At 27.0% G+C, this 26405-nt stretch carries 22 protein-coding genes; 20 read left to right on the forward strand and 2 right to left on the reverse strand.

Features of this window, described 5'->3' with window-relative positions; genetic code table 11:
• Nucleotides 1-45 precede the first annotated feature (45 nt).
• On the reverse strand, nucleotides 46-1002 hold the full coding sequence (locus ACYUET_RS03865) for a glycoside hydrolase family 73 protein (RefSeq protein ID WP_460277924.1): 957 nt from the start codon (nucleotides 1000-1002) through the stop codon (nucleotides 46-48).
• Between the two features lie 342 nt (nucleotides 1003-1344).
• Between ACYUET_RS03865 and ACYUET_RS03870 the strand changes: the two genes are divergently transcribed.
• The 19 genes from ACYUET_RS03870 (at nucleotide 1345) to ACYUET_RS03960 (ending at nucleotide 25076) form a co-directional block, all read left to right on the forward strand.
• Entirely contained in the window at nucleotides 1345-2736 is a 1392-nt protein-coding gene (locus ACYUET_RS03870; RefSeq protein ID WP_460277925.1) for an amino acid permease, read from the forward strand.
• Between the two features lie 315 nt (nucleotides 2737-3051).
• Nucleotides 3052-3957, forward strand: coding sequence for an N-acetylmuramic acid 6-phosphate etherase (gene murQ / locus ACYUET_RS03875; protein ID WP_460277926.1), 906 nt, complete (start codon nucleotides 3052-3054; stop codon nucleotides 3955-3957).
• A gap of 22 nt (nucleotides 3958-3979) precedes the next feature.
• On the forward strand, nucleotides 3980-5341 hold the full coding sequence (locus ACYUET_RS03880) for a PTS transporter subunit EIIC (protein ID WP_460277927.1): 1362 nt from the start codon (nucleotides 3980-3982) through the stop codon (nucleotides 5339-5341).
• Nucleotides 5342-5422: 81 nt separating this feature from the next.
• The gene (locus tag ACYUET_RS03885) at nucleotides 5423-6508 is read left to right on the forward strand and encodes a DUF871 domain-containing protein (RefSeq protein WP_460277928.1); all 1086 of its coding nucleotides are present in this window, start codon (nucleotides 5423-5425) and stop codon (nucleotides 6506-6508) included.
• Nucleotides 6509-6727: 219 nt separating this feature from the next.
• Nucleotides 6728-8677: an ABC-F family ATP-binding cassette domain-containing protein gene (locus tag ACYUET_RS03890; RefSeq protein ID WP_460277929.1), complete on the forward strand. Its 1950-nt coding sequence runs from the start codon at nucleotides 6728-6730 to the stop codon at nucleotides 8675-8677.
• Nucleotides 8678-8729: 52 nt separating this feature from the next.
• Nucleotides 8730-8918: a hypothetical protein gene (locus ACYUET_RS03895; protein WP_460277930.1), complete on the forward strand. Its 189-nt coding sequence runs from the start codon at nucleotides 8730-8732 to the stop codon at nucleotides 8916-8918.
• 92 nt (nucleotides 8919-9010) lie between these two features.
• A complete protein-coding gene (locus ACYUET_RS03900) occupies nucleotides 9011-12274 on the forward strand; it encodes a DEAD/DEAH box helicase (protein WP_460277931.1) in 3264 nt (1087 codons plus the stop codon).
• A 34-nt stretch (nucleotides 12275-12308) separates the two neighbouring features.
• Nucleotides 12309-13007 (forward strand): MgtC/SapB family protein, encoded by a 699-nt coding sequence (locus ACYUET_RS03905; protein ID WP_460277932.1) that lies wholly within the window; start codon nucleotides 12309-12311, stop codon nucleotides 13005-13007.
• Nucleotides 13008-13168: 161 nt separating this feature from the next.
• Nucleotides 13169-13597, forward strand: a complete 429-nt coding sequence (locus ACYUET_RS03910) for a hypothetical protein (RefSeq protein ID WP_460277933.1) — start codon at nucleotides 13169-13171, stop codon at nucleotides 13595-13597.
• A gap of 81 nt (nucleotides 13598-13678) precedes the next feature.
• The gene (locus tag ACYUET_RS03915; RefSeq protein ID WP_460277934.1) at nucleotides 13679-13849 is read left to right on the forward strand and encodes a hypothetical protein; all 171 of its coding nucleotides are present in this window, start codon (nucleotides 13679-13681) and stop codon (nucleotides 13847-13849) included.
• A 190-nt stretch (nucleotides 13850-14039) separates the two neighbouring features.
• On the forward strand, nucleotides 14040-14990 hold the full coding sequence (locus tag ACYUET_RS03920; protein WP_460277935.1) for a Rossmann-like and DUF2520 domain-containing protein: 951 nt from the start codon (nucleotides 14040-14042) through the stop codon (nucleotides 14988-14990).
• Nucleotides 14990-15817: a 3-methyl-2-oxobutanoate hydroxymethyltransferase gene (gene panB / locus ACYUET_RS03925; protein WP_460277936.1), complete on the forward strand. Its 828-nt coding sequence runs from the start codon at nucleotides 14990-14992 to the stop codon at nucleotides 15815-15817. The genes ACYUET_RS03920 and panB overlap by 1 nt, the downstream gene beginning before the upstream one ends.
• 19 nt (nucleotides 15818-15836) lie before the next feature.
• Nucleotides 15837-16679 (forward strand): pantoate--beta-alanine ligase, encoded by an 843-nt coding sequence (gene panC, locus ACYUET_RS03930; RefSeq protein ID WP_460277937.1) that lies wholly within the window; start codon nucleotides 15837-15839, stop codon nucleotides 16677-16679.
• Between the two features lie 35 nt (nucleotides 16680-16714).
• Nucleotides 16715-17089 carry an aspartate 1-decarboxylase gene (gene panD, locus ACYUET_RS03935; protein WP_460277938.1) on the forward strand — a complete coding sequence of 125 codons (375 nt, stop codon included), beginning with the start codon at nucleotides 16715-16717 and terminating at the stop codon, nucleotides 17087-17089.
• 417 nt (nucleotides 17090-17506) lie between these two features.
• Nucleotides 17507-20266, forward strand: coding sequence for a DNA mismatch repair protein MutS (gene mutS / locus ACYUET_RS03940; RefSeq protein WP_460277939.1), 2760 nt, complete (start codon nucleotides 17507-17509; stop codon nucleotides 20264-20266).
• A gap of 144 nt (nucleotides 20267-20410) precedes the next feature.
• Complete coding sequence (gene mutL / locus ACYUET_RS03945; RefSeq protein ID WP_460277940.1) at nucleotides 20411-22462, forward strand: DNA mismatch repair endonuclease MutL; 2052 nt, start codon at nucleotides 20411-20413, stop codon at nucleotides 22460-22462.
• Between the two features lie 32 nt (nucleotides 22463-22494).
• Entirely contained in the window at nucleotides 22495-23424 is a 930-nt protein-coding gene (gene miaA / locus ACYUET_RS03950) for a tRNA (adenosine(37)-N6)-dimethylallyltransferase MiaA (protein WP_460277941.1), read from the forward strand.
• Between the two features lie 54 nt (nucleotides 23425-23478).
• Entirely contained in the window at nucleotides 23479-23712 is a 234-nt protein-coding gene (hfq, locus tag ACYUET_RS03955; protein WP_460278238.1) for an RNA chaperone Hfq, read from the forward strand.
• A gap of 74 nt (nucleotides 23713-23786) precedes the next feature.
• Nucleotides 23787-25076 carry a methionine gamma-lyase family protein gene (locus ACYUET_RS03960; protein ID WP_460277942.1) on the forward strand — a complete coding sequence of 430 codons (1290 nt, stop codon included), beginning with the start codon at nucleotides 23787-23789 and terminating at the stop codon, nucleotides 25074-25076.
• 60 nt (nucleotides 25077-25136) lie between these two features.
• Here the strand turns inward: ACYUET_RS03960 and lexA are convergent, their stop codons facing one another.
• The gene (gene lexA, locus ACYUET_RS03965; protein WP_460277943.1) at nucleotides 25137-25742 is read right to left on the reverse strand and encodes a transcriptional repressor LexA; all 606 of its coding nucleotides are present in this window, start codon (nucleotides 25740-25742) and stop codon (nucleotides 25137-25139) included.
• A 160-nt stretch (nucleotides 25743-25902) separates the two neighbouring features.
• Between lexA and ACYUET_RS03970 the strand changes: the two genes are divergently transcribed.
• A complete protein-coding gene (locus ACYUET_RS03970) occupies nucleotides 25903-26334 on the forward strand; it encodes a hypothetical protein (protein WP_460277944.1) in 432 nt (143 codons plus the stop codon).
• Nucleotides 26335-26405 lie beyond the last annotated feature (71 nt).

Below are 26405 nucleotides of genomic sequence, written 5' to 3' on the forward strand. Positions count from 1 at the left end.
ATATCAATAGTATTATTAGCTTTTAGATTTAGATATAGTAAAGTTTTATTTTTGACTTTGCACATTACTATCAATAAGTTGTAAATCATTTTCTCTTATTATATCAGTTAATAAATCAGCATATATATTATTTCCGTTTTTATCTTGCTTTGTACTGTATCCTGCATTCTTAATTGACTCAGCTTGTTCTATATACTGAGAAGAGTTAAAAACACCATGTTCTTTATAACGTTTATTATTTAAAATAAATTTACCATAATCATCTAAAGAGTCTGTTTTATTTTGATAGCTTCTAAAAGTATCTTTTATAACGGAGTCATAATATTCGGATGTAGTCATAGTTATACTTTTTCCTTTCCAACTACTATCAGCTTTTATTCCAAATAAATTATTTGCTTCAATACTAAGATCTGATTTTCCCCAATTGGATTCTAAAATTGCTTGGGATATTGTAATTGACGGAAGAATTCCATACTTATTATACAATTCAATAGCTTTTGGGGAAAGTTCATCAATAAACTTTCTAGAAGATGAATCCTTGTTTAAATTATTAGGTACTAATCCTATAGATTTCAATTGTTCTAGATATTTATAAGTTTGCTTTTTTTGAGAATCAGTAAATGATAAGTTCTTGAGCATATTTTCTAAACTTATGAGTTTATATTTATTTCCTTTACTATCTTTTTCTAAGAATGTTTGTCCTAATTTTATCACATCTTGATCAGTTGTCTTTGAAATATTTTTATCATATCTAACATAGTCAATTGCGACTAGATATTTCCAATTAACTTGTAATTTCCCTTTACTCACATTATCAGCTGAATTTATATAACGTTTCATTTCTGTATAATTTAATTTTATATTATCATCTTTATGAAAATAATATAATAATGTAAATCCAATACATATAAGAATAAGTAGCAAAAATATAATTTTTAATGTTTTTATTATTGCTTTTTGCACTTTTTCATATATTGTATTTTTCCTTTTGTTAGTTAACATTATGTTTCATACCGCCTTTTTTTATTTTTATATATAAATTTATAATTTTTTATCAAATTAATTAAAGTTTGCACTAAAAGTAACGAATTATATTAATAATAACATATTTTTTTGTTTATTTTATAATATTGCAATAATATTAAGGTTTTTTTAAGCAATAACAATTGAGTTGCGTTAAACCAAGGACAACTTACTCAGTTTAACGGAGTAAAAACATATTATTAAAATATTTATTAATTTGTTATATTTTGATAATTAATCGGGAAATATACTCATATAATTAAAAAAAGTGTGTTAAAACAAGATTTTTGACGAATAGATTAAACAAACAGGAGGAATAATATGAACATTTTCAAGAAAAAATCAGTAAATCAAATACTGGAAGGTATACATAAGACTGGTCTTAAAAAGAATCTTAGAGCTAAAGATATTGCGGCATTTGGTATTGGTGCTGTAGTAGGTGTAGGAATATTTGTTGCTACAGGGGAAGGTGCACATTTAGCAGGACCAGCGGTAATAATTTCATTTATTATAGCAGGTATAGTAGCTTGTCTTTGTGGATTATGTTATTGTGAACTTTCAACTATGTTTCCAGTTGCAGGAAGTACATATTCTTATGCGTATATAGTATTTGGTGAAATAGTTGCAATGATAATTGGATGGTGCCTAACAGCAGAATACTTAGTTGCTTGTAGTGCCATTGCATCAGGATGGTCAGGCACATTTGTTGGAATATTAAAATCTATAGGGATAACACTGCCAATAGAATTTACTGCATCTCCAAGTAAAGGTGGAATAGTAGATTTACCAGCTATATTAATAATAGTATTAATAACTTTTATTTTATATTATGGTATGAAAGAAAGTGCAAAAATTAATAATATAATTGTAGGAATAAAAATAGCTATAATTATTATATTTGTGCTTCTTGGAGTATCTCATATAAATTTCTCTAACTATACTCCTTTTGTTCCACTTGGAGTTAAAGGTATTTTTGCTGCAACAGCTACTATATTTTTCTCTTATATAGGTTTTGATGCAATATCAACAGCTGCAGAAGAAGCTGAAAATCCTAATAGAGATATCCCATTAGGACTTATAATCTGCTTAGTAGTAGTTACAATACTTTATGTTTCAGTTGCGTTCGTACTTACAGGAATGATTCCATATAAAGAAATAATATCAGAAAATGCAGTACCAGGTGCTTTAGCAAGTGTAGGTATAAATTGGGGTGCAGCATTAGTAGGAACAGGAGCAGTTCTTGGAATGATTTCTACTTTAATGGTTATGCTTTATGGTCAAGTTAGAATATTTATGGTTATGTCAAGAGATGGACTTTTACCAAATTTATTTTCAAAAGTACATCCTACACATAAAACGCCATACCTATCAACTATAATAACAGGAAGTATAGCAGCAATTATAGCTGGATTCTTACCACTAGATTTTATTGTAGAATTTTTAAGTATAGGAACATTATTAGGTTTTACAGTAGTATCTGCTGCTGTTATAGTGCTTAGAAAAACTATGCCGAATTTTAAAAGAATATTTAGAACTCCTGGAGTACCATTTACTCCAATAATATCTATAATATGTTGTATAGCTTTATTAAGTAGATTAAAATTAAAAACTTGGATAGGTTTTTCAGTTTGGCTTATTATAGGCCTTTTAGTATACTTTATTTATGGAAGAAAAAACAGTGTACTTCAAAATGAAGAAAATTCAGAGGAATAAGAAAGTATCTTATTAAAGTTAAATGAATTATAAAAATTAATATAAATTAAAGACTTATAATTAACTGATTATAAGTCTTTAATTTTGTTTAAATATTTAAATTAAATAAAATAAGTTATTAACTTGAGAATATAAGTTTTTATAGAATTTTAAATCTATAAATATTTAACTACTATTCCATATAAAATAAAAACGACTATTGAAATAAAATTTAATTTTTTAAAATTAATATTGAAATATTATTTCATGAATGTTAATATTAATACATGGAATGAAAACGTAATCAAAAGAAAAGTTGATATGGAGGAGAAAGATATGAATAAATTAAAATTGAAAAATTTAATAACTGAAAGTAGAAATGAACATACTAAGGATATAGATAAAGTATCAACCTTAGAAATGGTAAAAAAAATAAATAATGAAGATAAGAAAGTAGCAGAAGCTGTGCAGAAAGAACTTCCTCAAATAGCAGAAGCCATAGATTTTATAGTTCAAAAAATGCATAAAGGAGGACGTTTAATTTATATAGGTGCAGGAACATCAGGAAGACTTGGAATCTTAGATGCATCAGAATGTCCACCTACATATGGAGTTTCAGAAGAATTAGTACAAGCTATTATAGCTGGCGGGAAAGAAGCTATATTTAGAGCAAAGGAAGGTGCAGAAGATTCAAAAGAATTAGCAGTAGAAGATTTAAAAAATAAGAATATAACAGAGAATGATACAATAGTAGGACTTGCAGCATCAGGAAGAACTCCATATGTTATAGGAGGGATAGAATATGCAAATAAAATAGGGGCATTAACAATTTCAGTTACTTGCAATGCTAATTCAGAAGTTGCAAAGGAAGCCAAAATATCAATAGCACCAGTAGTTGGACCAGAAGCTATAACAGGTTCAACTAGATTGAAATCAGGAACAGCTCAAAAATTAGTCTTAAATATGATATCAACAGGAGTTATGATAAAACTAGGTAAAGTATATGGAAATCTCATGGTAGATTTAAAATCAACAAATGAAAAATTAGTTGAAAGAGCTAAAGGAATAGTTTGTGAAGCAACAGGAATAACTATGGAAGAAGCAACAAAGATATTAAATGAAACAGACTTTGATGTTAAGTTATCAATATTTATGATATTGTCAAAACTTAATAAAGAAGAGGCAAAAATTAAATTAGCTGATAATAAAGGATATATAGCTGAAGCACTAAAGAAAATTTGAAAAATGTATGGAGGGGAACATTATGACAAATAAAGAAATTGCTCAAAATTTAGTAGAGTTAGTAGGTGGAAAAAATAATATAAAATCTGTTACTAATTGTATGACTCGTTGTAGATTAGAATTAAATGATTTTTCAAAGGTTAAAATAGAGGAAATTAAAAAATCTGAAGCAGCTATAGGAGTAGTTAAAGCTGAAGGGCAATTACAGGTTATTTATGGTCCAGGAAAAGTAAATAAAGTAACTGAAGAAGTAAATAAAATAGTAGATATAAATATAGTTATAGGAGAAGAAGCAGTATCAGAAACTAAGGCTAGATTACAAGAAAAAAATGATACTAAATTTAAAAATATACTTAAAAAATTAGGAAATATATTTATTCCACTTATACCGTTATTTGTAGCTTGTGGACTAGTATTAGCAGTTAATAATATAGCAGGGGTATATTGGGGAGATATATATAAAACAACAATATCAAGTCAAATAATAGGACTTATAGGTAATGGAGTATTCTCTATTTTATCAGTTTTAGTTGGTGTAAATGCAGCAAAAGAATTTGGCTCACAAATGCCTATGCTTGGTGGTGTATTAGGTGGAATTCTTTCATCAGCAACACTTGCAAAAATAACTCTTTTTGGAAAAGAATTAACTCCAGGACGTGGAGGAATTATTTCAGTAATATTAGTAGTAGTTTTAGCTTGTTTTATTGAAAAGGTTTGTAGGAAATTTGTGCCAGAGGTATTAGATTTATTTATCACACCATTAGTTACACTTACACTTTCAGCTTTAGCAGCATTATTTATACTTCAACCAATAGGAGGATTTATTTCAGATAGTATAGGAGTAGTAGTAGCACAAACAATAGCATCAGACAATATGATAATATCAGTTGTATCAGGAGCTGTATCAGGAGGTTTATTTTTACCACTAGTTATGACAGGAATGCATCAAGCATTAACACCAATACATGCAGATTTAATAACTAATGTTGGATATACTGTATTACTTCCTATATTAGCAACAGCGGGAATGGCACAAGTAGGCGCAACTATAGCAGTATTAAGAAAAACTAAAAATGAAAGATTAAAGAAAGTTTGTAAAAATGGATTAGTACCAGGATTTTTAGGAATAGGAGAACCGTTAATATATGGAGTAACACTGCCTCTTGGAAAACCTTTTCTTGGAGCTTGCCTTGGAGCGGCAGTAGGTGGAGCGGTAATGGCAATATTAAAGGTAGGAGCAGTTGCTTTAGGTGTATCAGGATTACCTTTAGCGTTACTAATCGCAAATTGTAAAATGGTAGTATTTTTAATAGGTGTGTTAGCATCATATATAAGTGGATATTTATTTACTAATATATTAGGTTTTCAAGATCCAGTAGAATAAAAAATTAAAAAGACCCGTTTGGGTCTTATTAATAATATATATTAATAATATATATTAATAATTTAAAGGATGATGTTTTTTATGTGTTATGGTTTTTCAGTTTATTTTGGTTTAGATAATACAAGAGAGGAAAATATAAAGTTATTAAAAGAAGCATATAAGCTTAAGTTTACAAGAATATTTACTTCACTTCATATACCAGAAGCTAATTATGATATATTAAAGTCAGAGATCAAGGAGTTTTTTAAAATAGCTAAAGAATACAATATGGATATAATAAGTGATATTTCTCCTAATACTTTTAAATTTTTAGGATTAGATAATATGGATTTAAAAGGTTTAAGTAATATAGGGGTTAAGACTATAAGAATAGATTTTGGGTATACAGAAGAAGAAATAGCTAAAATGAGTAAAAATATTTATGGAATTAAAATTCAGTTAAATGCATCAACAACAACTGAAGAATTTTTAAAAAAACTAGATAAATATTCACCTAATTACAATAATATAGATGCCCTACATAATTTTTATCCAAGAGTAGGTACAGGAATTTCAGAAAAATGCATGAAAGAGAAAAATGCTATTTTAAATCAAAGGGGAATTAAAGTTTCTGCTTTTGTACAATCAAATAATAAAAAAAGAGGACCATTAAAAGATGGATTACCAACATTAGAAGATCACAGAAGTATGGATGTAAGAGAGGCTGCAAATCATTTATTTGCATTAGGCAATCAATGCGTATTTATAGGAGATTCTCTTCCAAGTGAAAAGGAACTAAAAGATTTATCATCATTAAAACCAGATGCGATAGAACTTTTAATAAAACTAAAAGATTATAGTGATATAACTTTTAGATTATTAAAAGAAACGTATACTCAAAGAATAGATGAGGCACGAGATGCTATAAGAGCCAGTGAAAGTAGATTAATTATTAAAGATGAGAAAATAAAAGCGTTTAATACTGTAGATAAAAAATGTGGAGATATTACAATAGACAATGAAAATTATATGAGATATATGGGGGAGTTACAAATACTTAAAACAAATCAAAAAGGAGATTATAGAACGAATGTTGTAGCTTCTGTTTTAAAACGATATATTTATTTATTAAAATATATTGAGGGTGGAAAGAAATTTTATTTTACTATAGCAGACAGAGAAAATTAAAATTAATACAAAAATAAGAATTAAATAACTGTAAACTTAAAAATAGAGTAAATGCTCATTATAAAAGAAGCATATACTCTATTTTTTGTAGTGATTATTTATATATAATATGTTAAATTATATACGATTTTTCTTTTATAAGGTACTAATTTTAAAAATGTGTTAAAATAATAGGTAGATTATTATTATGAAGAAATACATAAAGGAGTTTTAATTTTAATGAATATAATTACATTAGAGAATATACATAAAAGTTATAGTGAAAAGATACTACTTAATAATATATCATTAGGTATTAATGAGGGTGATAAAATTGGACTTATAGGAATTAATGGTACAGGAAAATCAACCTTTTTAAAAGTTGTTGCTGGGAAAGATGAATTTTTTGATGGAAATATAACAAAAGGAAAAAATGTAAGAATAGAATATCTTTCACAAAATCCAGAGTTTAAAAGTGGAGCTACTGTATTAGAGCAAATTTTTAGAGGCGACACAAGAGAAATGAAACTTCTTATGGAATATGAAGATTTATTAGAAAAAATAAATTCTTGCAATAGTGAGGATTTTGAAGACTTAAATAATAAGCTTATAAAACTTCAAGGAGAAATTGATTCTCTTAATCTGTGGGATTTAGAAAGTGAAGCTAAAAGTATTTTAAATAAACTTGGCATATCTAATTATAATGAAAAAATTGATAATTTATCAGGTGGACAAAAAAAGAGGGTTGCGCTTGCATCTGCATTAATAACCCCATGTGAATTACTTATATTAGATGAGCCTACAAATCATTTAGATGCAAAATCTATAGAGTGGCTTGAAGAATTTCTGAATGCAAGAAAAGGCGCTCTTTTAATGATTACTCATGATAGATATTTTTTGGATAGAGTGGCTAACAGAATAATAGAATTAGATAGAGGAGACCTTTATTCATATCCAGGAAACTATACAGCTTTTTTAGAGAAAAAAGTTGAAAGACTTGAAACAGAGCAAGTTCAAGAAGAAAAAAGAGAAGCTTTAATAAGAAATGAATTAAAGTGGGTAAGAAGAGGAGCTAAAGCTAGAACAACTAAACAAAAAGCTAGACTTCAAAGATTTGACGAACTTGTAAATACTAAAAATATTGAGAGACAGGAAGATGTGCATATGTCTTTTGTTGGAACAAGACTTGGTAAAAAAGTAGTTGAATTATATGATGTATGTAAATCTTTTGGTGAAAAAGAAATTATTAAAGATTTTAATTATATATTTTTAAGAGATGACAGAATCGGAATAATTGGAGAGAATGGTGCAGGTAAAACTACATTAGTGAATTTAATTAGAGGGGTATTACCTTTAGATAGCGGAACAATAGAAATAGGTGATACTGTTAAAATAGGTTGCTTTGCTCAAGATAATTCTAATATGGATCATAGTTTAAGAGTTATTGACTATGTTAAAGAAGGTGGAGAATACATTCCAACTGAAGATGGGACTAAAATAACAGCATCTTCAATGTGTGAAAGATTTTTATTTGATAGTACAATGCAATATACACCGATTGAAAAATTATCTGGTGGAGAAAGAAGAAGACTTCATCTTTTAAGAGTTTTAATGGAATCTCCAAACTTTTTAATTTTAGATGAGCCCACTAATGATTTAGATATTGAAACATTAAAAATTTTAGAAGCATTTTTAGATGATTTTATTGGCGTTGTAATTGTTGTATCACATGATAGATATTTTTTAGATAGAATTTGTAATAAAATATTCTCTTATGAAGGGAATGGAAAGATTAAAGAATATAACGGAAATTATAGTGATTTCTTAATTGCAAAAGAAATTGAAAAGCTTGAAGATTTAAATAAAAATACAACATCTGATAAATCAAGTAATGGTTCCAAAAATCAAGGGAAAGAAAGAATTAAAAATAAAGATGATAGACCAAAGTTTACATTTAAGGAACAAAAAGAATTTGAAACTATAGATGATGATATTGCTAATCTTGAACAAAATATGGAAGATGTTGAAAAAGACCTAGAAAAAAATGCTACTAATTATGGAAAGCTTAATGAATTAATTAAAGAGAAAGAAAAAATTCAACAAGAATTAGATCATAAATATGAACGTTGGGAATATTTAAATGAAATAGCAGCAGCTATTGAGGAATATAACTTAAATAAAAATAAATAAATTTAAAGTTATTTATTTAAGTAAACTTTTAACAATTTAGGAGGATAAAATTATGGAGTTACATATGTATTTAAAAGGTAAAAAAGAACCTACAATATTTAAAGGTGATAGAATAGACGTTTTAGATATAGAACTTCAAGGTAAAAAGTATAAACAAGTTAGATATTTTAGAAAAGGATTTTCAAAGTCAGAATATATAGATACTTCTTTAGTAATTAGGTTTAAGGAAGTAAATAACTAAATTAATAAGTAGTATACAGTACTTGATAAATGTTTAAATTATAAAATTTATTAGGTACTGTAAATTATTATATTTTATTGTAGGTGATATCATTGATAAAACAAATTTTACTAGAAGGATTTAATAAGAGTATAAGTGGTAGAAATAGATTAAAAGCGGAAAACATATTAAAAAATGACTTGATAAAAGATATTAATGTAAATGTTGATAAACATATGATAGATATAGTATCTTCTGTTATCTCAGAAAGTCTTTTTAGTGAATATTCATGTAAAATAGAAATTGATAGTAAGACAAAAGAAGTTATAGGTACTTATTGTAGTTGCTTAGACTTTGAAAAAAAAGAATTTTCTAAGGACAATTACTGTTGTAAGCATTTAGTTGCTTCGTTTTATTATCTTTTAAATAAAATAGATAATGATGAAGATTTAAAGAAAAAGTTTATATTTTTAGAAGATACAAGTAATAAAGATGGTGAAATATTTTCTTCACCTACTAATAAAGGTCAGGATACTTTAGCATTATTGTTAGATTCTAATAAGGAAAAAGTAAAGTTTGAAGTAACATTAAATAGAAATAGTTGGTCTTCAAAACTTCAAGCTGAATTTAAGATAGGGCTTAAAAATCAAAGCAATAAAATGTATATTTTAAAAGATATAAATCAGTTTTTAACTTATATGTATAACAAAATGCCCATTAAGTATGGTAAAGAATTTATTTTTAATATAAGAAATCAAAATCTTTCTTTTGAGGATAGAAGATTAATTAAATTTCTATATAGAATTAATGAAATGGAAGGATTACAAAGCAGTTTTAGAAGAAGCCAAGACAAATTAATTAGTGGAAAAACATTAACGATTCCAGATATATTGGTTAAACCTTTTTTAGAAATAATAAAAAGCCATAGAATTTATCTTGGAGATGGATTTTTTTGTAGAATAATTGATTCGGAAATATTATATGAGGACATTCCTATTCCATTTTCGCTCTTAGAAAGGAATAATAATATTATATTAGAAGCACCAAATGGTATGCCGCAGGCGCTTACTCAAAATGAAGATGTATTTTTATATGGTACGTCAATTTATATACCATCTGTAGAGCAATGTGAAAGATTAAGTCCTTATCTTAAAGTATTTAATGCAACTTCAGGTATTACATTTAATAAAAGTGATGAAAAAAGAATATTAAAAGAATTAATACCGTCAATACAGCAGTTGACAAATGGATTAATATTATCTAAATCAATCAAAAATAAAGTAATAATAGCACCTGTTACATTCAAATTTTATTTTGATAAGGAAAGGGAAAATGTATATTTAACTTTAAAAGTATCTTATGCTGGACATGAATTTAATCATTTTGAAGAATTTAAAGATAAAGTTATATATAGAGATGCCCAAAAAGAAAAAGAAGTTTATGGGTTAATAAAGAGACTAGGGTTTGAAGAAATAGATAACAAGTTTATTTTTTTAAAAGATGATGATAGTATATTTAAATTTTTTAGATATGAAGTAGAAAAATTACAAGATTATGGTGAGGTATTTTATTCTGAGCGTTTTAAGGGTATAAAGAATATATCTAAATCAGATTTCAAAGGAGAAATTAGAAAAGGAAAATATGATTATTTTAATTTTGAATTTGTTTTAGGGGATATTTCTAAGGAAGAAACATCAAATATACTTCGAAGCTTTAGAGATAATTTAAAATATTATAAACTTGAAAATGGAGAATTTTTGGATTTAGAAGAGCAAAATTTAAAAGAAGCTTTAACACTATTAGATAATTTGCTTTTAGAAGAAACTTTAAATAATAATTTTATTGAGGTTAATAAAAATAGAGCTGTTTATTTAGAACAATATTTAGAAGATAAAGATTTGAGGTTCATAACTGGAAGAGATGAATTAAAAGAACTTAAAGAAAGACTAAAAAATATTAAAAATAAGGCGTTTCAACCTCCTTATGGTGTTCAAGCTACATTGCGTGAGTATCAAAAGGATGGATATAATTGGTTCAGAACACTTGATTATTTAGGATTTGGTGGAATACTTGGAGATGAAATGGGACTTGGTAAAACTCTTCAAGCAATAACATTTTTACTATCAAAATCCAATTCACATTCACTTATAGTAGCACCAACTTCATTAATATATAACTGGTTTAATGAGTTTAAAAAGTTTGCTCCTTCTATAAAAGTATGTATAGTAAATGGAAATAAAGAAGATAGAGAAAGTTTAATTAAATCTTATAATGATTATGATGTAATAATAACAACATATAATCTTTTAAAAAGGGATTTAGATCTTTATACAATGGAATTTAGTTATTGTATTTTAGATGAAGCTCAAAACATTAAAAATCCCTCTTCACAAAGTGCAAAAGCTGTAAAAACCATCAATGCTAATGGAAGATTTGCATTAACAGGTACTCCAATAGAAAATTCTTTAATGGAGCTTTGGTCAATATTTGATTTTATAATGCCAGGATATCTTTTTAATGAGAAGAGATTTACAACAAGATATTATAGAAGACTTGAAGAAGAAAAAGAAATATTGGAAGAACTTAATAGACTTGTAAAACCATTTATATTAAGAAGATATAAGAAAAATGTAATTAAAGAATTACCAGATAAAATCGAAAAGCGTTTATTAATACCATTAAGTGACGAACAAAAATTAGTTTATAAAACTTATTCTGATTATGCTAAAGACTTAATATCAAAAAAAGTAGAAGATGATGAGTTTAAAAATAGCAAAATAGAAATACTATCTTATATAACAAAACTAAGACAAATATGTTTAGATCCATCCATAGTAATGGAAAATTACTCAGGAGGAAGTGGCAAAATAGAAGCACTTATAGAATTATTAGATCAAAGTATTGGTGAAGGACATAAAATATTGGTATTCTCACAATTCACCTCTGTGCTTAAAAATATAGCTAACATCTTAAAGCAAAATAATATTTTATTTTCGTACTTAGATGGTTCAGTTTTATCTATTAATAGAATGAAAATGGTAGAGGAATTTAATGAAGGAGAAAATTCAGTATTTTTAGTATCATTAAAAGCAGGTGGTACAGGACTTAATTTAACTAGTGCTGATATAGTAATACACTTTGATCCTTGGTGGAATCCAGCTGTTGAAGATCAAGCTACAGATAGAGCACATAGAATAGGTCAACAAAATACTGTTGAAGTTATAAAACTTATATCTCAGGGAACTATAGAAGAAAAAATAGTTGAACTTCAAGATGTTAAAAGAGAACTTATTGATAAAATTTTAAGTGATGATTTAAGTGTAGGTTCATTAATAAGTACATTGAAAGAAGAAGAAATTTTAAGTTTGTTTAATTAGACATTTAAAAGTATCACTAAAGGTGGGTGACAGTATGCATGAATTAATGATCTATTTAAGAGAGATTAATACTATATCAATTATTTTAAGACTTACATTAGCAACAATTTGTGCTGGAATCATTGGTGCTGAAAGAGGTAGAAAAAATAGACCTGCTGGATTTAGAACACACATTTTAGTATGTATTGGAGCAACTATTATTATGATAACAAGTCAATATATGACTGATATACTTAAATTATCAGGTGACGCTAGTAGAATGGGAGCTCAAGTTATAAGTGGAATAGGTTTTTTAGGTGCAGGAACTATAATGGTTGTTGGTAAAAATCAAGTTAAAGGTCTTACAACAGCAGCAGGACTTTGGGCATGTGCTTGTATGGGGTTAGCAATAGGAATAGGCTTTTATGAAGGTGCAATTATATCATGTATATATTTGTTTGGAGTAGTAACAGGCCTACATAAACTAGACACTTATATGCAAACCCATTCTAAAACTATGGATATCTATGTGAAATTTGAAGATATTAGTGGGGTAGCTAATTTTATTTCTTCCGTTAAAAAAGATGGAACTAAGATATCAAATATTGAATTAAGAAAAACAATTGATGAGGAAAATAAAAAAATTATTGGTTTAATAATGACATTGAAACTTATTAAAAAGTGGGATCATATGGAATATATATTATCTCTTCATAATATTGATGGAGTTTGTTCTGTAGAAGAAATGATATAAACTTTTGTCAATAATAAAAGCTATGCGAGGCACTTACAGAAATGTAGGTGTCTTTTCTTTTTAGGATAGCATTTTATTTATTAATCTCTTTTTTAGATTAATAAATAAGAATAGTTATAAGATATTTTGTACACACTATTTTAAAAAGGAGTGTAACAATTATGAATGGAAATGCAGAACTTTTAAACTTTATATATCAAAATTCACAAATGGGAGTAGATACAATTAACAAATTAATAGAGTTAGTTGAAGATAAAAGTTTTAAAGAACATTTAAATGAAGAATTAAAAACTTATAAAGAAATACATATAAAAGCTAAGGAACTTCTTAATTTTAATGATTATCATGAAAAAGGTATAGGTACGGTTGAAAAGTTAAGAACTTACATTATGATTAATATTCAAACTTTAGCGAATAAGACACCATCTCATATTGCTGAAATGCTTATACTAGGAAGTAATATGGGGATTATAGATGCGATAAAAAATATTAGAAAATATAATGATGCTGAAAAAGATATCTTAAATTTAATGAAACAATTACAAGAGTTTGAAGAAAATAATGTAGAAAAATTAAAAATGTTTTTATAATAAAGTTTATATGGCACATTTTAGAAATATTTTAAATATAATATTTAAGAAGTTATTAATATTATAGGAGTATTATATTATATGCCAATTAAAAAGAAGATCATCATAGATAGAACAAAAAAAAATAAAAAAGATAATATTCTAATAGAAGTTGCTAAAGATCAAGAAATTGGAGAATTTATTAATGGTTTTGAGGTAATAAAACCAGTTAAAAGATACGGAAAATACTACGTATTAGTAAAAAATAAGTGATTATATCGACATAAAATAGAAATTATAATTAATTTATAATTTCTATTTTTTTATAAAAAATTCTAATTGTTAAATTTATAATATGATGTTAAAATAATTTTGGGTGGTATCTTATGGAACCTCACCAGAAATTTTTAATAATTAATAATATATAGCAACTCATATCTATAGGAATGAGATTGAAATTAGGATGTTGTATCACTATGGAGGTGATACTATTAGAGTAGGATTTATTGGCCCTGGGAAGGTAAGTGTATCTTTAGCGCGCTACTTTACTCATAAAGGGATAAAATTAACTGGCTTTTATGGAAAGAATGTTTTAAATACACAAGAAGCAGCTAATATTACTAAATCAAAGCTTTATTATAATTTAGAAGATCTTGTTAAAGAAAGTGACATATTATTTATTACAACACCTGATGACATCATTTCAACTATAGATAAACAGCTATCAAAATTTGATCTTAATAACAAATCTTTTTGCCACACGAGTGGTTCATTATCATCAAATATATTAATTAATGCAAAATGTTCTGGTGCATTAACCTATTCCATACACCCAATATTCGCATTTTCAAGTAAAAATACAGATTTAAAAGAGTTAGGAAATATATTTTTTTCAGTGGAAGGAGAAATAACAAATAAGGATTCAGAAATTATTAAACTTCTTACTAAGTTAGGTAATAAATATTTTATTAGATCATCTGACACTTCATCAATTTACCACTTAGCAAACGTTTTAGTTTCTAATTTGGTTTTGTCATTGTTAGAAATAGGTACTGAATACTTTATTAATTTAGGATTAAACGAAAAAGAAGCATTAGAAGCTATTTACCCTCTTGTTAAAGGTAATATTCAAAGTATTTTTGATAAAGGCTTTGTTAAATCTTTAACAGGGCCTGTGGTAAGAGGGGATGTTATGACAGTAAAAAATCATATCTTAATGATAAAAGAAGAACATAAAGATATTTATAAAGTACTATCTCTAAATTTATTAAAACTCACTTCATTGAAAGAATGTAGAGATTATTCTACTACAAATAACTCAGTAGATTTTTATGAAGAGAGTACATTAAACAATTTATTTAGTCATTCTAAAAAACACAAAGACATTTATGAAGTTTTAGGGGGAATAGAGTAATGAAAAACTCAATATCAACTTTTCAAAAATTAAAAAATGAAGGCAAAAAAATAAGTATGCTTACTGCATATGATTATTCAATGGCAAAAATTATTGATGAAAGTGGTGTTAACGGAATTTTAGTAGGGGATTCTCTGGGAATGGTTATAAAAGGTGAAGATGATACTTTATCTGTTACTGTTAATGAAATTATATACCATACAAAAGCAGTAAAAAAAGGTGCTAAAAAGGCAATGATAGTAAGTGATATGCCCTTTCTATCTTATCATATTTCAAATGAAAAAGCTGTTGAAAATGCGGGTAGAATGATTAAAGAAGGAGGGGCAAATGCAGTTAAACTTGAAGGAGGGGCAAATGTAATAAATCAGATTAAAGCTATCGTAGATGCTCAAATTCCAGTTATGGGGCATTTAGGATTAACTCCTCAATCAATTAATGCTTTTGGTGGATTTAAGATACAGGGAAAAAATGAAGGTGCTGCAAGAAAACTTATAGAAGATGCTAAATTGATTGAAAAAGCAGGTGCATTTGCAATTGTACTTGAATGTATTCCTAAAGAAGTAGCAGAACTTATAACAAAAGAGATATCTATTCCAACAATAGGGATAGGTGCTGGCAATAAGTGTGATGGACAAATTTTAGTTTATCAAGATATGCTCGGAATGTTTGATGATTTTGTTCCTAAATTTGTTAAGCAATATGCTAATGTAGGAAATACTATGAGAGAAGCAATAAGAGTTTATATTAGTGAAGTTGAAGAAGGCTCTTTCCCACAAGATAAACATAGCTTTAAAATAAATGAAACTGAATTAGAAAAATTATATTAATTAAAGGTGGTTAAATGCAATGTTATTAAAAGAAATTAAAGACCTTAGAAGTATAATCAAAGACTGGAAAAAGGATGGTTTAAAGATAGGCTATGTACCGACAATGGGATCTCTTCATGAAGGTCATCAAAGTTTAATTAAAAAAGCTGTATCTGAAAATGATAAGGTGGTTGTCAGTGTATTTGTAAACCCAACACAATTTGGTCCTAATGAGGATTATGAAAGTTATCCAAGAAATATAGATAAGGACTTAGAGATTTGTAAAAAATCTGGAGCAAGTATAGTATTTAATCCTAATAAAGAAGAAATGTATTTTAATAATAAATCAACAACAGTTTCTGTTTCAAAACTTACAAATGTACTTTGTGGAGCAAAAAGACCTGGGCATTTTGAGGGGGTTTGTTTAGTTCTCTCTAAGTTTTTTAATATAATTACTCCAGATAAAGCTTATTTTGGAGAAAAAGATGCTCAACAAATAGCTGTTGTAAAGAGAATAGTTAGAGACTTAAATATAGATATAGAAATAGTATCATGTCCTATAGTACGTGAAAAAGATGGACTAGCTAAAAGCTCTAGAAATGTATATCTTTCTAAGGAAGAAAGAAAAGCTGCATTAGTATTAAATAGAAGTCTTTCATTAGCTAAAGAAGAATTAAATCATGGTGAAAGAAATTCTAAAAGAATTAAAGATATTATAATAAATGAATTAAACAAAGAACCTTTAGCTAAAATAGACTATGTTGAAATAGTGGACAGTGAATCATTAGAGAATCTAGAAATAGTAAATACTAATGCTTTAATACCAATAGCAGTTTATATTGGTAAAACAAGATTAATAGATAATTTTACATTTAATATTTAGAGTATATAAAAGCACATAAAGGAAGGAATTTAAATATGATACTTACAATGTTAAAAGGAAAGATACACAGAGCAACAATAACACAAGCAGAATTAAATTATGTAGGAAGTATTACAATAGATAAAACCTTAATGGAACAAGCAAATATATTAGAAAATGAAAAAGTTCAAATTGTGGATATAAATAATGGAGCAAGACTTGAAACATATGTAATTCCAGGAAAAAGAGATTCAGGAGTTATTTGTTTAAATGGAGCTGCTGCAAGACTTGTACAACCTGGAGATAAAGTTATTATAATAGCGTATTGTCAAATGGATGAAGAAGAAGCTAAAAAACATAAACCTAAAGTTGTATTTATGAAAGATGATAATACAATAAAAGAAGTAACAAATTATGAATCTAATGAATAATTTATTGTAAGAACTCAAAATATATAATGGGTTTTAAAACCTACTGTAATTTATATTACTAATTAACCTCTATGACTTTGAAAAGGACTATCTCAAAAACGTATTTAGTTATTTGAGGTAGTCCTTTATTTAGCTTTTAAATAAATGTTAGTTTAAATTAGATTTTTGAGATGATTTTCATATAGTAAATTTTTGTTATAAAAGATTAAATAAAATCTTAGTTTTGCTTACTACTTCCCCCTATGATAAAATAAAACTGAATTTCTTATTTAAATAGAGTAATTAATTATTAATAAAGCGATTTATATATTATAATGAACAACTAATATAATTAATTCTTTATATTAAATACGTTATAAAATTTTAAAATAATCTTATTTAGTTAAGTAAGATTATTACTAAAGGAGGAAATTTATTATGGCTTTAACGCCAATGATGGTAGAATACATGAAAACTAAAGAAGAATATAGTGATTGTATTTTATTTTATAGATTAGGTGATTTTTATGAAATGTTCTTTGAAGACGCTATTACTGTTTCTCGTGAGCTTGAATTAGTACTTACAGGGAAAAGTTGTGGACTTGAAGAAAGGGCCCCTATGTGTGGAATACCTCATCATGCTGCAGCTGCTTATATTCCAAGGCTTATAAATAAAGGATATAAAGTCGCTATATGTGAGCAACTTGAAGATCCTAAGAAATCTAAAGGGATTGTTAAAAGAGGAGTTGTTAAAATAGTTACACCTGGTACTTTTATAGATGCTAATAGTACGTTAGAAAATGATAATACTTATTTAATGTCTCTATATATAAATGACGATAGAATAGGCATAGCTATTTCTGATATAAGTACTGGGGAATTTAAAGTAACTTCATTTGATAATATAAAGATAAGCTTATTAGATGAAATTTCAAAAGTAGCCCCTAAAGAAATTTTAGTAGACGAAACCTTAAGTGAGGAATTTATTGAAGATATAAAAGCAGTAAGTTCTGCACTTATATCAAAGAAAAATTTTAAGGAATTTTTAGTTAGCAAAGAAGAACTTATAGAACAATTTTCTGATATGGAAGTTGTTGGATTAACTGAAGAAAGAGAAATTACTAGTAGAGTATTACTTAAGTACATATACGAAACTCAAAAAATGAGTTTAACTAATATAAATTTATTAGAACAATATGAAATAGTAAACTACATGAGTATAGATGGTAATTCAAGAAGAAACTTAGAACTTACTGAAAGTATAAGGGAAAAAAGTAAAAAAGGTTCCCTTTTATGGGTACTTGATAAAAGTGCAACATCTATGGGTGGAAGAACTTTAAGAAAGTGGATAGAAGAACCTTTGATAATTAAATCTGAGATTGAAAAAAGATTAACAGGGGTTGAAGAGGTATTTAACTCAATAAGTTTTAATGAAGATTTAAGGAGTTCTCTTAAAGAAATATATGATATAGAAAGAATTGTTGGTAAAATATCTAACAGAAATGTAAATGCTAAGGATATGCTTTCTCTTAAAGCTTCTTTAGAAAGAATACCTTCTCTTAAAGAACTATTAAAATATGCTAATTCTGAACTTTTAAAGGAATATTTTAATGAATTAGATGAGTTATCTGATATCAAAGATTTATTAGAGAATTCTATTAAGGAAGATCCTTCTTTAAGTATAAAAGAAGGTAATATAATAAAAGATGGATATAACGAAGTTATTGATGAATTACGTCAAAGTAAACTTCATGGTAAAGAATGGATTGTAGCACTTGAAAATAGAGAACGAGAATTTACGGGAATCAAATCATTAAAGGTTGGATATAACAAAGTATTTGGATATTACATTGAAATTTCAAAATCTAATTACAGTTCTATTCCTGAGGGAAGATATATAAGGAAGCAGACTTTAGCTAATGCAGAAAGATATATAACTGAAGAACTAAAAGTAATGGAAGATAAAATTTTAGGTGCAGAAGAAAAACTTATAAATTTAGAATACGATTTATTTTCTGAAATTCGTGATAAAGTAGAAAACGAAATTGCAAGACTTAAAAAAAGTGCTAGAATAATATCAAGTTTAGATGGAATTTCTACGTTAGCATTAGTGGCACTTGAAAATGATTATGTTAAACCAGAAATTAATGAAGATGGATTAATTGACATACAAGAGGGACGTCATCCAGTTGTTGAAAAGGTAATTGGAAAAGGTGAGTTTGTTTCTAATAATACTACATTAAATCAAACAGATAAAGAACTTTTATTAATTACTGGTCCTAATATGGCAGGTAAATCAACTTATATGAGACAGGTTGCACTTATTACTCTAATGGCACAAATAGGTTCATTTGTACCAGCCTCTTCAGCTAATATATCAATATGTGATAAAATATTTACTAGAATAGGTGCATCTGATGATTTAGCAGGTGGTAAATCAACATTTATGGTAGAGATGTGGGAAGTGTCTAATATTTTAAAAAATGCAACATCTAAAAGTTTAGTATTATTAGATGAAGTAGGACGTGGAACTTCAACATATGATGGACTTTCAATAGCTTGGTCAGTTATTGAATATATAACAGGAAATAAAAACTTAAAATGCAAAACATTATTTGCAACTCATTATCATGAATTAACAAAGCTTGAAGGGGTTATACCAGGAGTTAAGAACTATTCTGTCGCTGTTAAGAAAATGAAAGATAGTGTGATCTTTTTAAGGAAGATTGTTGAAGGTGGTGCAGATGAATCTTATGGTATAGAGGTTGCAAAACTTGCAGGACTTCCAGATACGGTTATATATAGAGCTAGAGAAATTCTTAGTGGATTAGAAAAAGAAAATACATTTGATATTTCTGATATACACAATATATCAGAAATAGAAACTAATAAAAAAGAAATAGCTTGTGATTCTGTATATGAGAGAGAAGTTATAACTCCAATTACAAATGAAAAAATAGAGAATTCAAATTCAATTAAGGAAGAAGATTTTATTCACTTAGAAAATTCAAAAGATAATTTTAATAATAAGAATAAAAAGAAATCTAATTCAGATACTATACAACTTGACTTTGAATTTATGGAAAAAGAAGCACTTCTTAAAGAGCTAAGTAACGTTGATATATTAACATTAAATCCAATGGAAGCTATGAATATACTATATAAATTAGTTGGTGAAGCTAAGAAGCTTAATAATTAACGTTCTAAATTAAGTTTCAAAATAGCAGTAATTTTTTAGTATACAACTTGTAGGTTTTAATATAAAAATTTATCTTAGATTTTATATAAATAAACTAATGTATTTAGAGATTGTATAAAATATAAATGGAAGGAGGTTAATTATATGAAACGGATTAATATTTTAAATGAAGATACTGCAAATAAAATTGCAGCAGGTGAAGTTGTTGAAAGACCGTGTTCAGTTGTAAAAGAATTAGTTGAAAATTCTATAGATGCTAATTCTAAAAATATATTAATTGAAATAGAAGAAGGTGGAATTAATCTTATAAGAATAGTAGATGATGGAGATGGCATTTATAAAGATGATATATCTAAAGCTTTTTTACCTCATGCTACTAGCAAAATCAAAATATCAGAAGATATATATAGTATAAGTACTTTAGGGTTTAGGGGAGAGGCTCTTCCATCAATAGCTTCTGTATCTAAGGTTAATCTAAAATCAAAACAACAAACTGAAGAATATGGATATGAAATTTCAATTGAAGGTGGCAATTTTTCAGAAGTAACAGAATGTGGAATCAATAAAGGTACAATAATTGAAGTAAGCGATTTATTTTTTAATGTACCAGCGAGAAAGAAGTTTTTAAAAACAACCTCAAAGGAAGCTTCTTTAATTACAGATATTATAACCAGGATAGCATTATCTCATCCTAATATAAGTTTTAAATTATTTAATAATGGTAAGAAGGTACTTCATACTTATGGCAGTGGAAATCTTAAAGATGTTATAAGAACAATATATAATAAAAGTATATCTGATAACATAGTATATTTTGAAGATACTTCTGATCTTGTGACGATATATGGATATGTAGGTAAAGAAGAGATAGCAAGAGGATCTAGAAATAATCAAAGTATTTTTGTAAATAATAGATATATAAAAAATAGGCCTCTTGGAATTGCTATAGAACAAGCATTTAAATCTTTTTCAACTTCAAATAAATTTCCGTTCTTTATATTATTTGTTGAGATATATCCAGAATACATTGATGTTAATATACATCCAACAAAAGCAGAAATTAAATTTAATGATGAAAGATTTATTTTCAAAAAAATATTTGGTATAGTGCATAAAGCGTTAAAAGAAGAGATATTTGATACATTTGCTATTCCAGAAGAAAATGAGACTAAAACTAAAAAAAATGATTTAACTATTGAAGAGATAACTTTTAAGATAGAAGAAGAGAAGGAAAAAGTTCAAGCGAACAAATGTTCTTTTACTAATAAAACATCATTAGATATAGTGAATACCTCAATTAGAGAAAATAATAAAGAAATTTATCATGAAGATGAAGAAAAAACCATTTGTAATATTCCTATTGACTTAAAAAACGACCATAATGATTTAGAATTAGAAAATAATAAAAGGAACATGTGTTCTAAAGTGCAAAAAAGTACACTTATTAGTGAAGAATCTTTAATAATACCTGATAATAAAGAAAGTACATTAAGCACTTATAATACAATATCTAAGCATTGTGATAATATAAATACTGAAAATCATACACCAAATTTTGTAGAGGAAAATACAAATAGTTATATAACTAAATCTGATAATATAATAAGAACTCCTAAATTTCCTGCAATAAGAATAATTGGTCAATATAATAAAACTTATGTATTAGGAGAACATAATGGAACGTTATATATGATTGATCAACATGCGGCACATGAAAAGATATTATTTGAAAAATATCTAAAGGAGATAAGTGCTGGAGAAATTATAATACAACCATTAATGGTTCCAACACTTATTGATTTAAGCATTGATGATTATTCTTATTTTGAAGAAAACAAAGATGTATTTAAAAGTGCTGGGTTTACAATAGATGAGTTTGGTGGAACATCTATTGCATTAAAAGAAGTTCCTTATTTCTTAGGAAAGCTTAATCCTAAAAGTTTATTTTTAGATATAATAGATAATCTTAAAAATTTAGGAAGTGGAAAAACAACTGAAGTTAAGTATAATGCAATAGCAACTAAGGCTTGTAAGTCAGCTGTTAAAGGAAATGATTCTTTAGATGAGCTTGAAATGGCTAAATTAATTGAAGAACTACGATATATAGATGATCCATTTCACTGTCCACATGGAAGACCTACGATAGTTCAATTTACTAGTACAGATATAGATAAAAAATTTAGGCGTATAGTTTAAAGTTTATAATTAATTATAGAAGGAATGATTCAATGAAACAGAAGATACTAGTTCTAGGAGGGCCTACAGCTGTAGGAAAAACAGAACTTTCTATAAAACTTGCTGAGAAATTAAATGGTGAAATTATATCAGCGGATTCGATGCAAATATATAAGCAAATGGATATAGGTTCTGCTAAAGTTACAAAAGAAGAGATGAGAGATGTTAAGCATCATATGATAGATATAATCTCTCCAGAACAAGAGTTTTCAGTAGCTGATTTTAAAGAATTAGGAGAAAAATCACTAAATGAAATTATAACTAAAGGAAAGCTTCCAATGATAGTTGGAGGAACTGGACTTTATATAAACTCTTTAACTTGTAATGTAACATTTACTGAATCTGAAAAAGATGAAGAATATAGAACTCATTTAGAAAATCTAGCTAATGAGCATGGAAATAATTATATTCATGCTATGCTTAAAGAAATTGATCCTATAAGTTTTAATTCTATTCATCCTAATAATAGAAAAAGAGTTATAAGAGCGTTAGAAGTTTTTAAAACTACTGGAAAGCCATTTAGTTCATATAATGCTGGAGATGAATTCTATAGAACAGATTATGATGTATTTTATTATGTATTAACAATGGATAGGGAAAAACTTTATAATAGAATAAATCAAAGAGTTGATATTATGATAAATCAAGGATTGATAGATGAGTGCATAGAACTTAAAAAACTTGGATATACTTCAGATATGCAATCTATGCAAGGAATTGGATATAAAGAAATACTTTATTATCTAGAAGATAAAATATCTTTAGAAGAATCTATAAATTTAATAAAACAAGGCTCTAGAAATTATGCTAAAAGACAATTAACTTGGTTTAGAAGAGATCCAAGATGTATTTTCTTAGATAAAGATAAGTTATCAGATGAGGAAATATTAGCTAAAATTGTTGATGACATAAGTAATAAGTAGGGTTATAATATTGTTAAAGAAAAATAATAATGCAATGGAGGTAACTATAGTTTGATGAATAAGCAACAAAATAATTTACAAGATATTTTTTTAAATGGTGCAAGAAAAAATAAAATCCCTGTTGTAATATATCTTTCAAATGGATTTCAACTAAAAGGGTTTGTACAAGGCTTTGACAGTTTTACTGTTATTTTGGATTCAGATGGAAATCAAATGCTTATATATAAACATGCAATAACAACAGTAACTCCAGCTAAACCCATTTTATTTGTAGATAACGAAAGTTAGTAAATAGGCAATAATTTTGCCTATTTCTTTTTGACAAAATATAGTTACTTACACCTAGGAGGAGAATAAGACATATGTTAAAGAAAACAGAAGAATTCTTAATTAATAATTATAATGTTAATGAAGAGGCGTTCAAATTATATAAACAAGCTATCAAGGATACTGAAGAAATATTTATAGAATATGATCAAATAAGAGAGTATAATCAACTTAAGGTTTTAAAAGCATTTCAAGATGAAAGAATAAGTGATTCTCATTTTACTAATACAACTGGTTATGGAATTGATGATTTAGGAAGAGATGCATTAGACAGAGTATATGCTAGAATTTTTAAAGCTGAAGCTGGATTAGTTAGACCGCATTTCGTTAGTGGTACTCATGCTATTGGAGCAGCTATGATGGGAAATGTTAGACCAGGAGACAAAATACTATGTGTTTCTGGCATGCCTTATGATACATTGCTTGGAGTTCTAGGATTAACTGATAAGAAAAATATAGGTTCTTTAGATGAGTATGGAATACAAACGGATGTAATAGCATTAAATGAACAAGGGAAATTTAAATTTGATGAAATAAAAAATACATTAAAAAATGATAATACTATAAAATTAATACATATTCAAAGAAGTACAGGATATGCTTCAAGAAAATCATTTTTAGTTGAAGAAATAGAGGAAGTTATTAAACATATAAGAGAAATTAGAGAAGATGTAATAATATTTGTTGATAACTGTTATGGTGAATTCATAGAAAGTATTGAACCAACAGAAGTTGGAGCCGATCTTATGGCAGGTTCACTTATGAAAAATATAGGTGGTGGAATTGCACCAGGCGGTGGATATATAGTTGGGAAAAAAGATTATGTTGACCAAGCCGCTTATAGACTAACTGTTCCTGGAATAGGAGGGGAGTACGGTGCAACTTATGGCTTAATGAGAAGTTTATATCAAGGTTTATTCTCTGCACCTCATGTATCTATAGAAGCAGTTAAAACTGCTATATTTTGTGCAAGAGTAATGGAACTTGCAGGATTTAAAGGCTTTCCAGCTTCAACAGATAAAAGAACAGATATTATACAAGCTATCGAATTTGGCGATCCTAAAAAGTTAATTCAATTTTGTAATGGAATCCAAGCAGGATCACCTATTGATGCTTTTGCAGTATGCGAACCTTGGGCAATGCCAGGATATGATAGTGAAATAATCATGGCCGCTGGTGCATTTATTTCAGGTTCAACAATAGAATTATCAGCTGACGGTCCAATAAGAGAACCATATATTGCATATATCCAAGGTGGATTAAACTTTGATCATGGTAAAATAGGTGTTTTATTAGGATTAAGTAAAGTTTTAGATGTAAAATAATAAATATAGGGCTATCTCAAATCTAAGATGTTTTTGAGATAGCCTAGTTATGTGAGTTTATTAATATGCTCTAAATATTCCAACTAATTTTCCAAGAATTTTACAATCATCAACTATGATTGGAGCCATTGAATCATTTTCAGGCTGCAATCTAATATGATCAATTTCTTTATAAAATCTTTTAATAGTTGCTTCTTCATCTATTAATGCAACTACAATATCTCCATTTAATGCACTATTACAACTTTCTATAATAGCAAGATCATTATTTCTAATGCCTGCATTAACCATACTTTCACCAGATACTCTTAACATAAACAATTCATTATTATGCTTTATATAATCAAGTGGTATAGGGAAAGAATCTTCTATATTTTCTGTTGCAAGTATTGGCATACCAGCTGTTATTTTCCCAACGATAGGGATATTAATCATTTCTTTTTTTGAATTGGCAAGCTCTACTATCTCTAATGCTCTTGGTTTTGTTGGATCCCTTTTAATAAGTCCTTTTTTTTCTAATCTTTTAAGATGACCATGTACAGTTGAAGTTGATTTCAATGAAACAGCTTCACATATTTCTCTTACTGAAGGAGGATATCCTTTATTTTCTGTATATGTTTTTAAAAATTCGTATATTTCTGATTGCCTATCTTTACTCTCTATCATTGTTACGCTACACCTCTCTATCTTATAGCTATTATATCATAGCTTTTCTTATATAACAAACTTATGTTCTGTATTAAATTTATAAACTAAAATTTGCGTTAAATCAATGGTTTTGATATAATATAATGACGATTTCAGAATAGAAATAGAGGTGTTATAAATGAAAAATAAATATACTGACGATGATTATTGTGATATATATCAAAATAAATTATGTGATAATTGTGGTAAATGCTTAGAAATGGATGGTATAGATACTAAAGCGATAAAGATAGAAGATATTGCAAAAACAAAAGAAGAAAATAAAATATTAGAAGAAGAATTTTTAAATAATTTGAAATCATCTTTAGATGATGAACAATTAAAAGAATTTGAAGAAAGCAATGTTGATTTAAAAGCTTTATATTCTAAATTTATTGATTCAAAGGATTTTAATGTAAATGAAATTAAAACAAATGAAGAAGTGGAATATGAAGATGCTTTTGATCATATTGAATATTTAGATGATACTGATTTATTTGATGAAGAAAGTATAGATGAATTAACTGAGGAAGTATATCCAGGGGTTAGAAGATTTAAAAGCAAAAAATAATATTTATTAAAATATATAGATAAAAAGGTGAAATAAATTAAATTTATTTCACCTTTTTTATTTTCCAAAAT

The sequence above is a fragment of the Clostridium sp. CTA-5 genome, assembly GCF_054768135.1.

Coding starts and splice junctions, on each gene's coding strand:
- panB (WP_460277936.1), top strand. CDS start 14,990: ATGAAAAACTCAATATCAACTTTTCAAAAATTAAAAAATGAAGGCAAA.
- ACYUET_RS03885 (WP_460277928.1), top strand. CDS start 5,423: ATGTGTTATGGTTTTTCAGTTTATTTTGGTTTAGATAATACAAGAGAG.
- miaA (WP_460277941.1), top strand. CDS start 22,495: ATGAAACAGAAGATACTAGTTCTAGGAGGGCCTACAGCTGTAGGAAAA.
- ACYUET_RS03970 (WP_460277944.1), top strand. CDS start 25,903: ATGAAAAATAAATATACTGACGATGATTATTGTGATATATATCAAAAT.
- ACYUET_RS03920 (WP_460277935.1), top strand. CDS start 14,040: ATGTTGTATCACTATGGAGGTGATACTATTAGAGTAGGATTTATTGGC.
- hfq (WP_460278238.1), top strand. CDS start 23,479: ATGAATAAGCAACAAAATAATTTACAAGATATTTTTTTAAATGGTGCA.
- murQ (WP_460277926.1), top strand. CDS start 3,052: ATGAATAAATTAAAATTGAAAAATTTAATAACTGAAAGTAGAAATGAA.
- ACYUET_RS03880 (WP_460277927.1), top strand. CDS start 3,980: ATGACAAATAAAGAAATTGCTCAAAATTTAGTAGAGTTAGTAGGTGGA.
- ACYUET_RS03960 (WP_460277942.1), top strand. CDS start 23,787: ATGTTAAAGAAAACAGAAGAATTCTTAATTAATAATTATAATGTTAAT.
- ACYUET_RS03910 (WP_460277933.1), top strand. CDS start 13,169: ATGAATGGAAATGCAGAACTTTTAAACTTTATATATCAAAATTCACAA.
- ACYUET_RS03915 (WP_460277934.1), top strand. CDS start 13,679: ATGCCAATTAAAAAGAAGATCATCATAGATAGAACAAAAAAAAATAAA.
- mutS (WP_460277939.1), top strand. CDS start 17,507: ATGGCTTTAACGCCAATGATGGTAGAATACATGAAAACTAAAGAAGAA.
- ACYUET_RS03895 (WP_460277930.1), top strand. CDS start 8,730: ATGGAGTTACATATGTATTTAAAAGGTAAAAAAGAACCTACAATATTT.
- ACYUET_RS03890 (WP_460277929.1), top strand. CDS start 6,728: ATGAATATAATTACATTAGAGAATATACATAAAAGTTATAGTGAAAAG.
- ACYUET_RS03870 (WP_460277925.1), top strand. CDS start 1,345: ATGAACATTTTCAAGAAAAAATCAGTAAATCAAATACTGGAAGGTATA.
- lexA (WP_460277943.1), bottom strand. CDS start 25,742: ATGATAGAGAGTAAAGATAGGCAATCAGAAATATACGAATTTTTAAAA.
- ACYUET_RS03905 (WP_460277932.1), top strand. CDS start 12,309: ATGCATGAATTAATGATCTATTTAAGAGAGATTAATACTATATCAATT.
- panC (WP_460277937.1), top strand. CDS start 15,837: ATGTTATTAAAAGAAATTAAAGACCTTAGAAGTATAATCAAAGACTGG.
- ACYUET_RS03865 (WP_460277924.1), bottom strand. CDS start 1,002: ATGTTAACTAACAAAAGGAAAAATACAATATATGAAAAAGTGCAAAAA.
- panD (WP_460277938.1), top strand. CDS start 16,715: ATGATACTTACAATGTTAAAAGGAAAGATACACAGAGCAACAATAACA.
- mutL (WP_460277940.1), top strand. CDS start 20,411: ATGAAACGGATTAATATTTTAAATGAAGATACTGCAAATAAAATTGCA.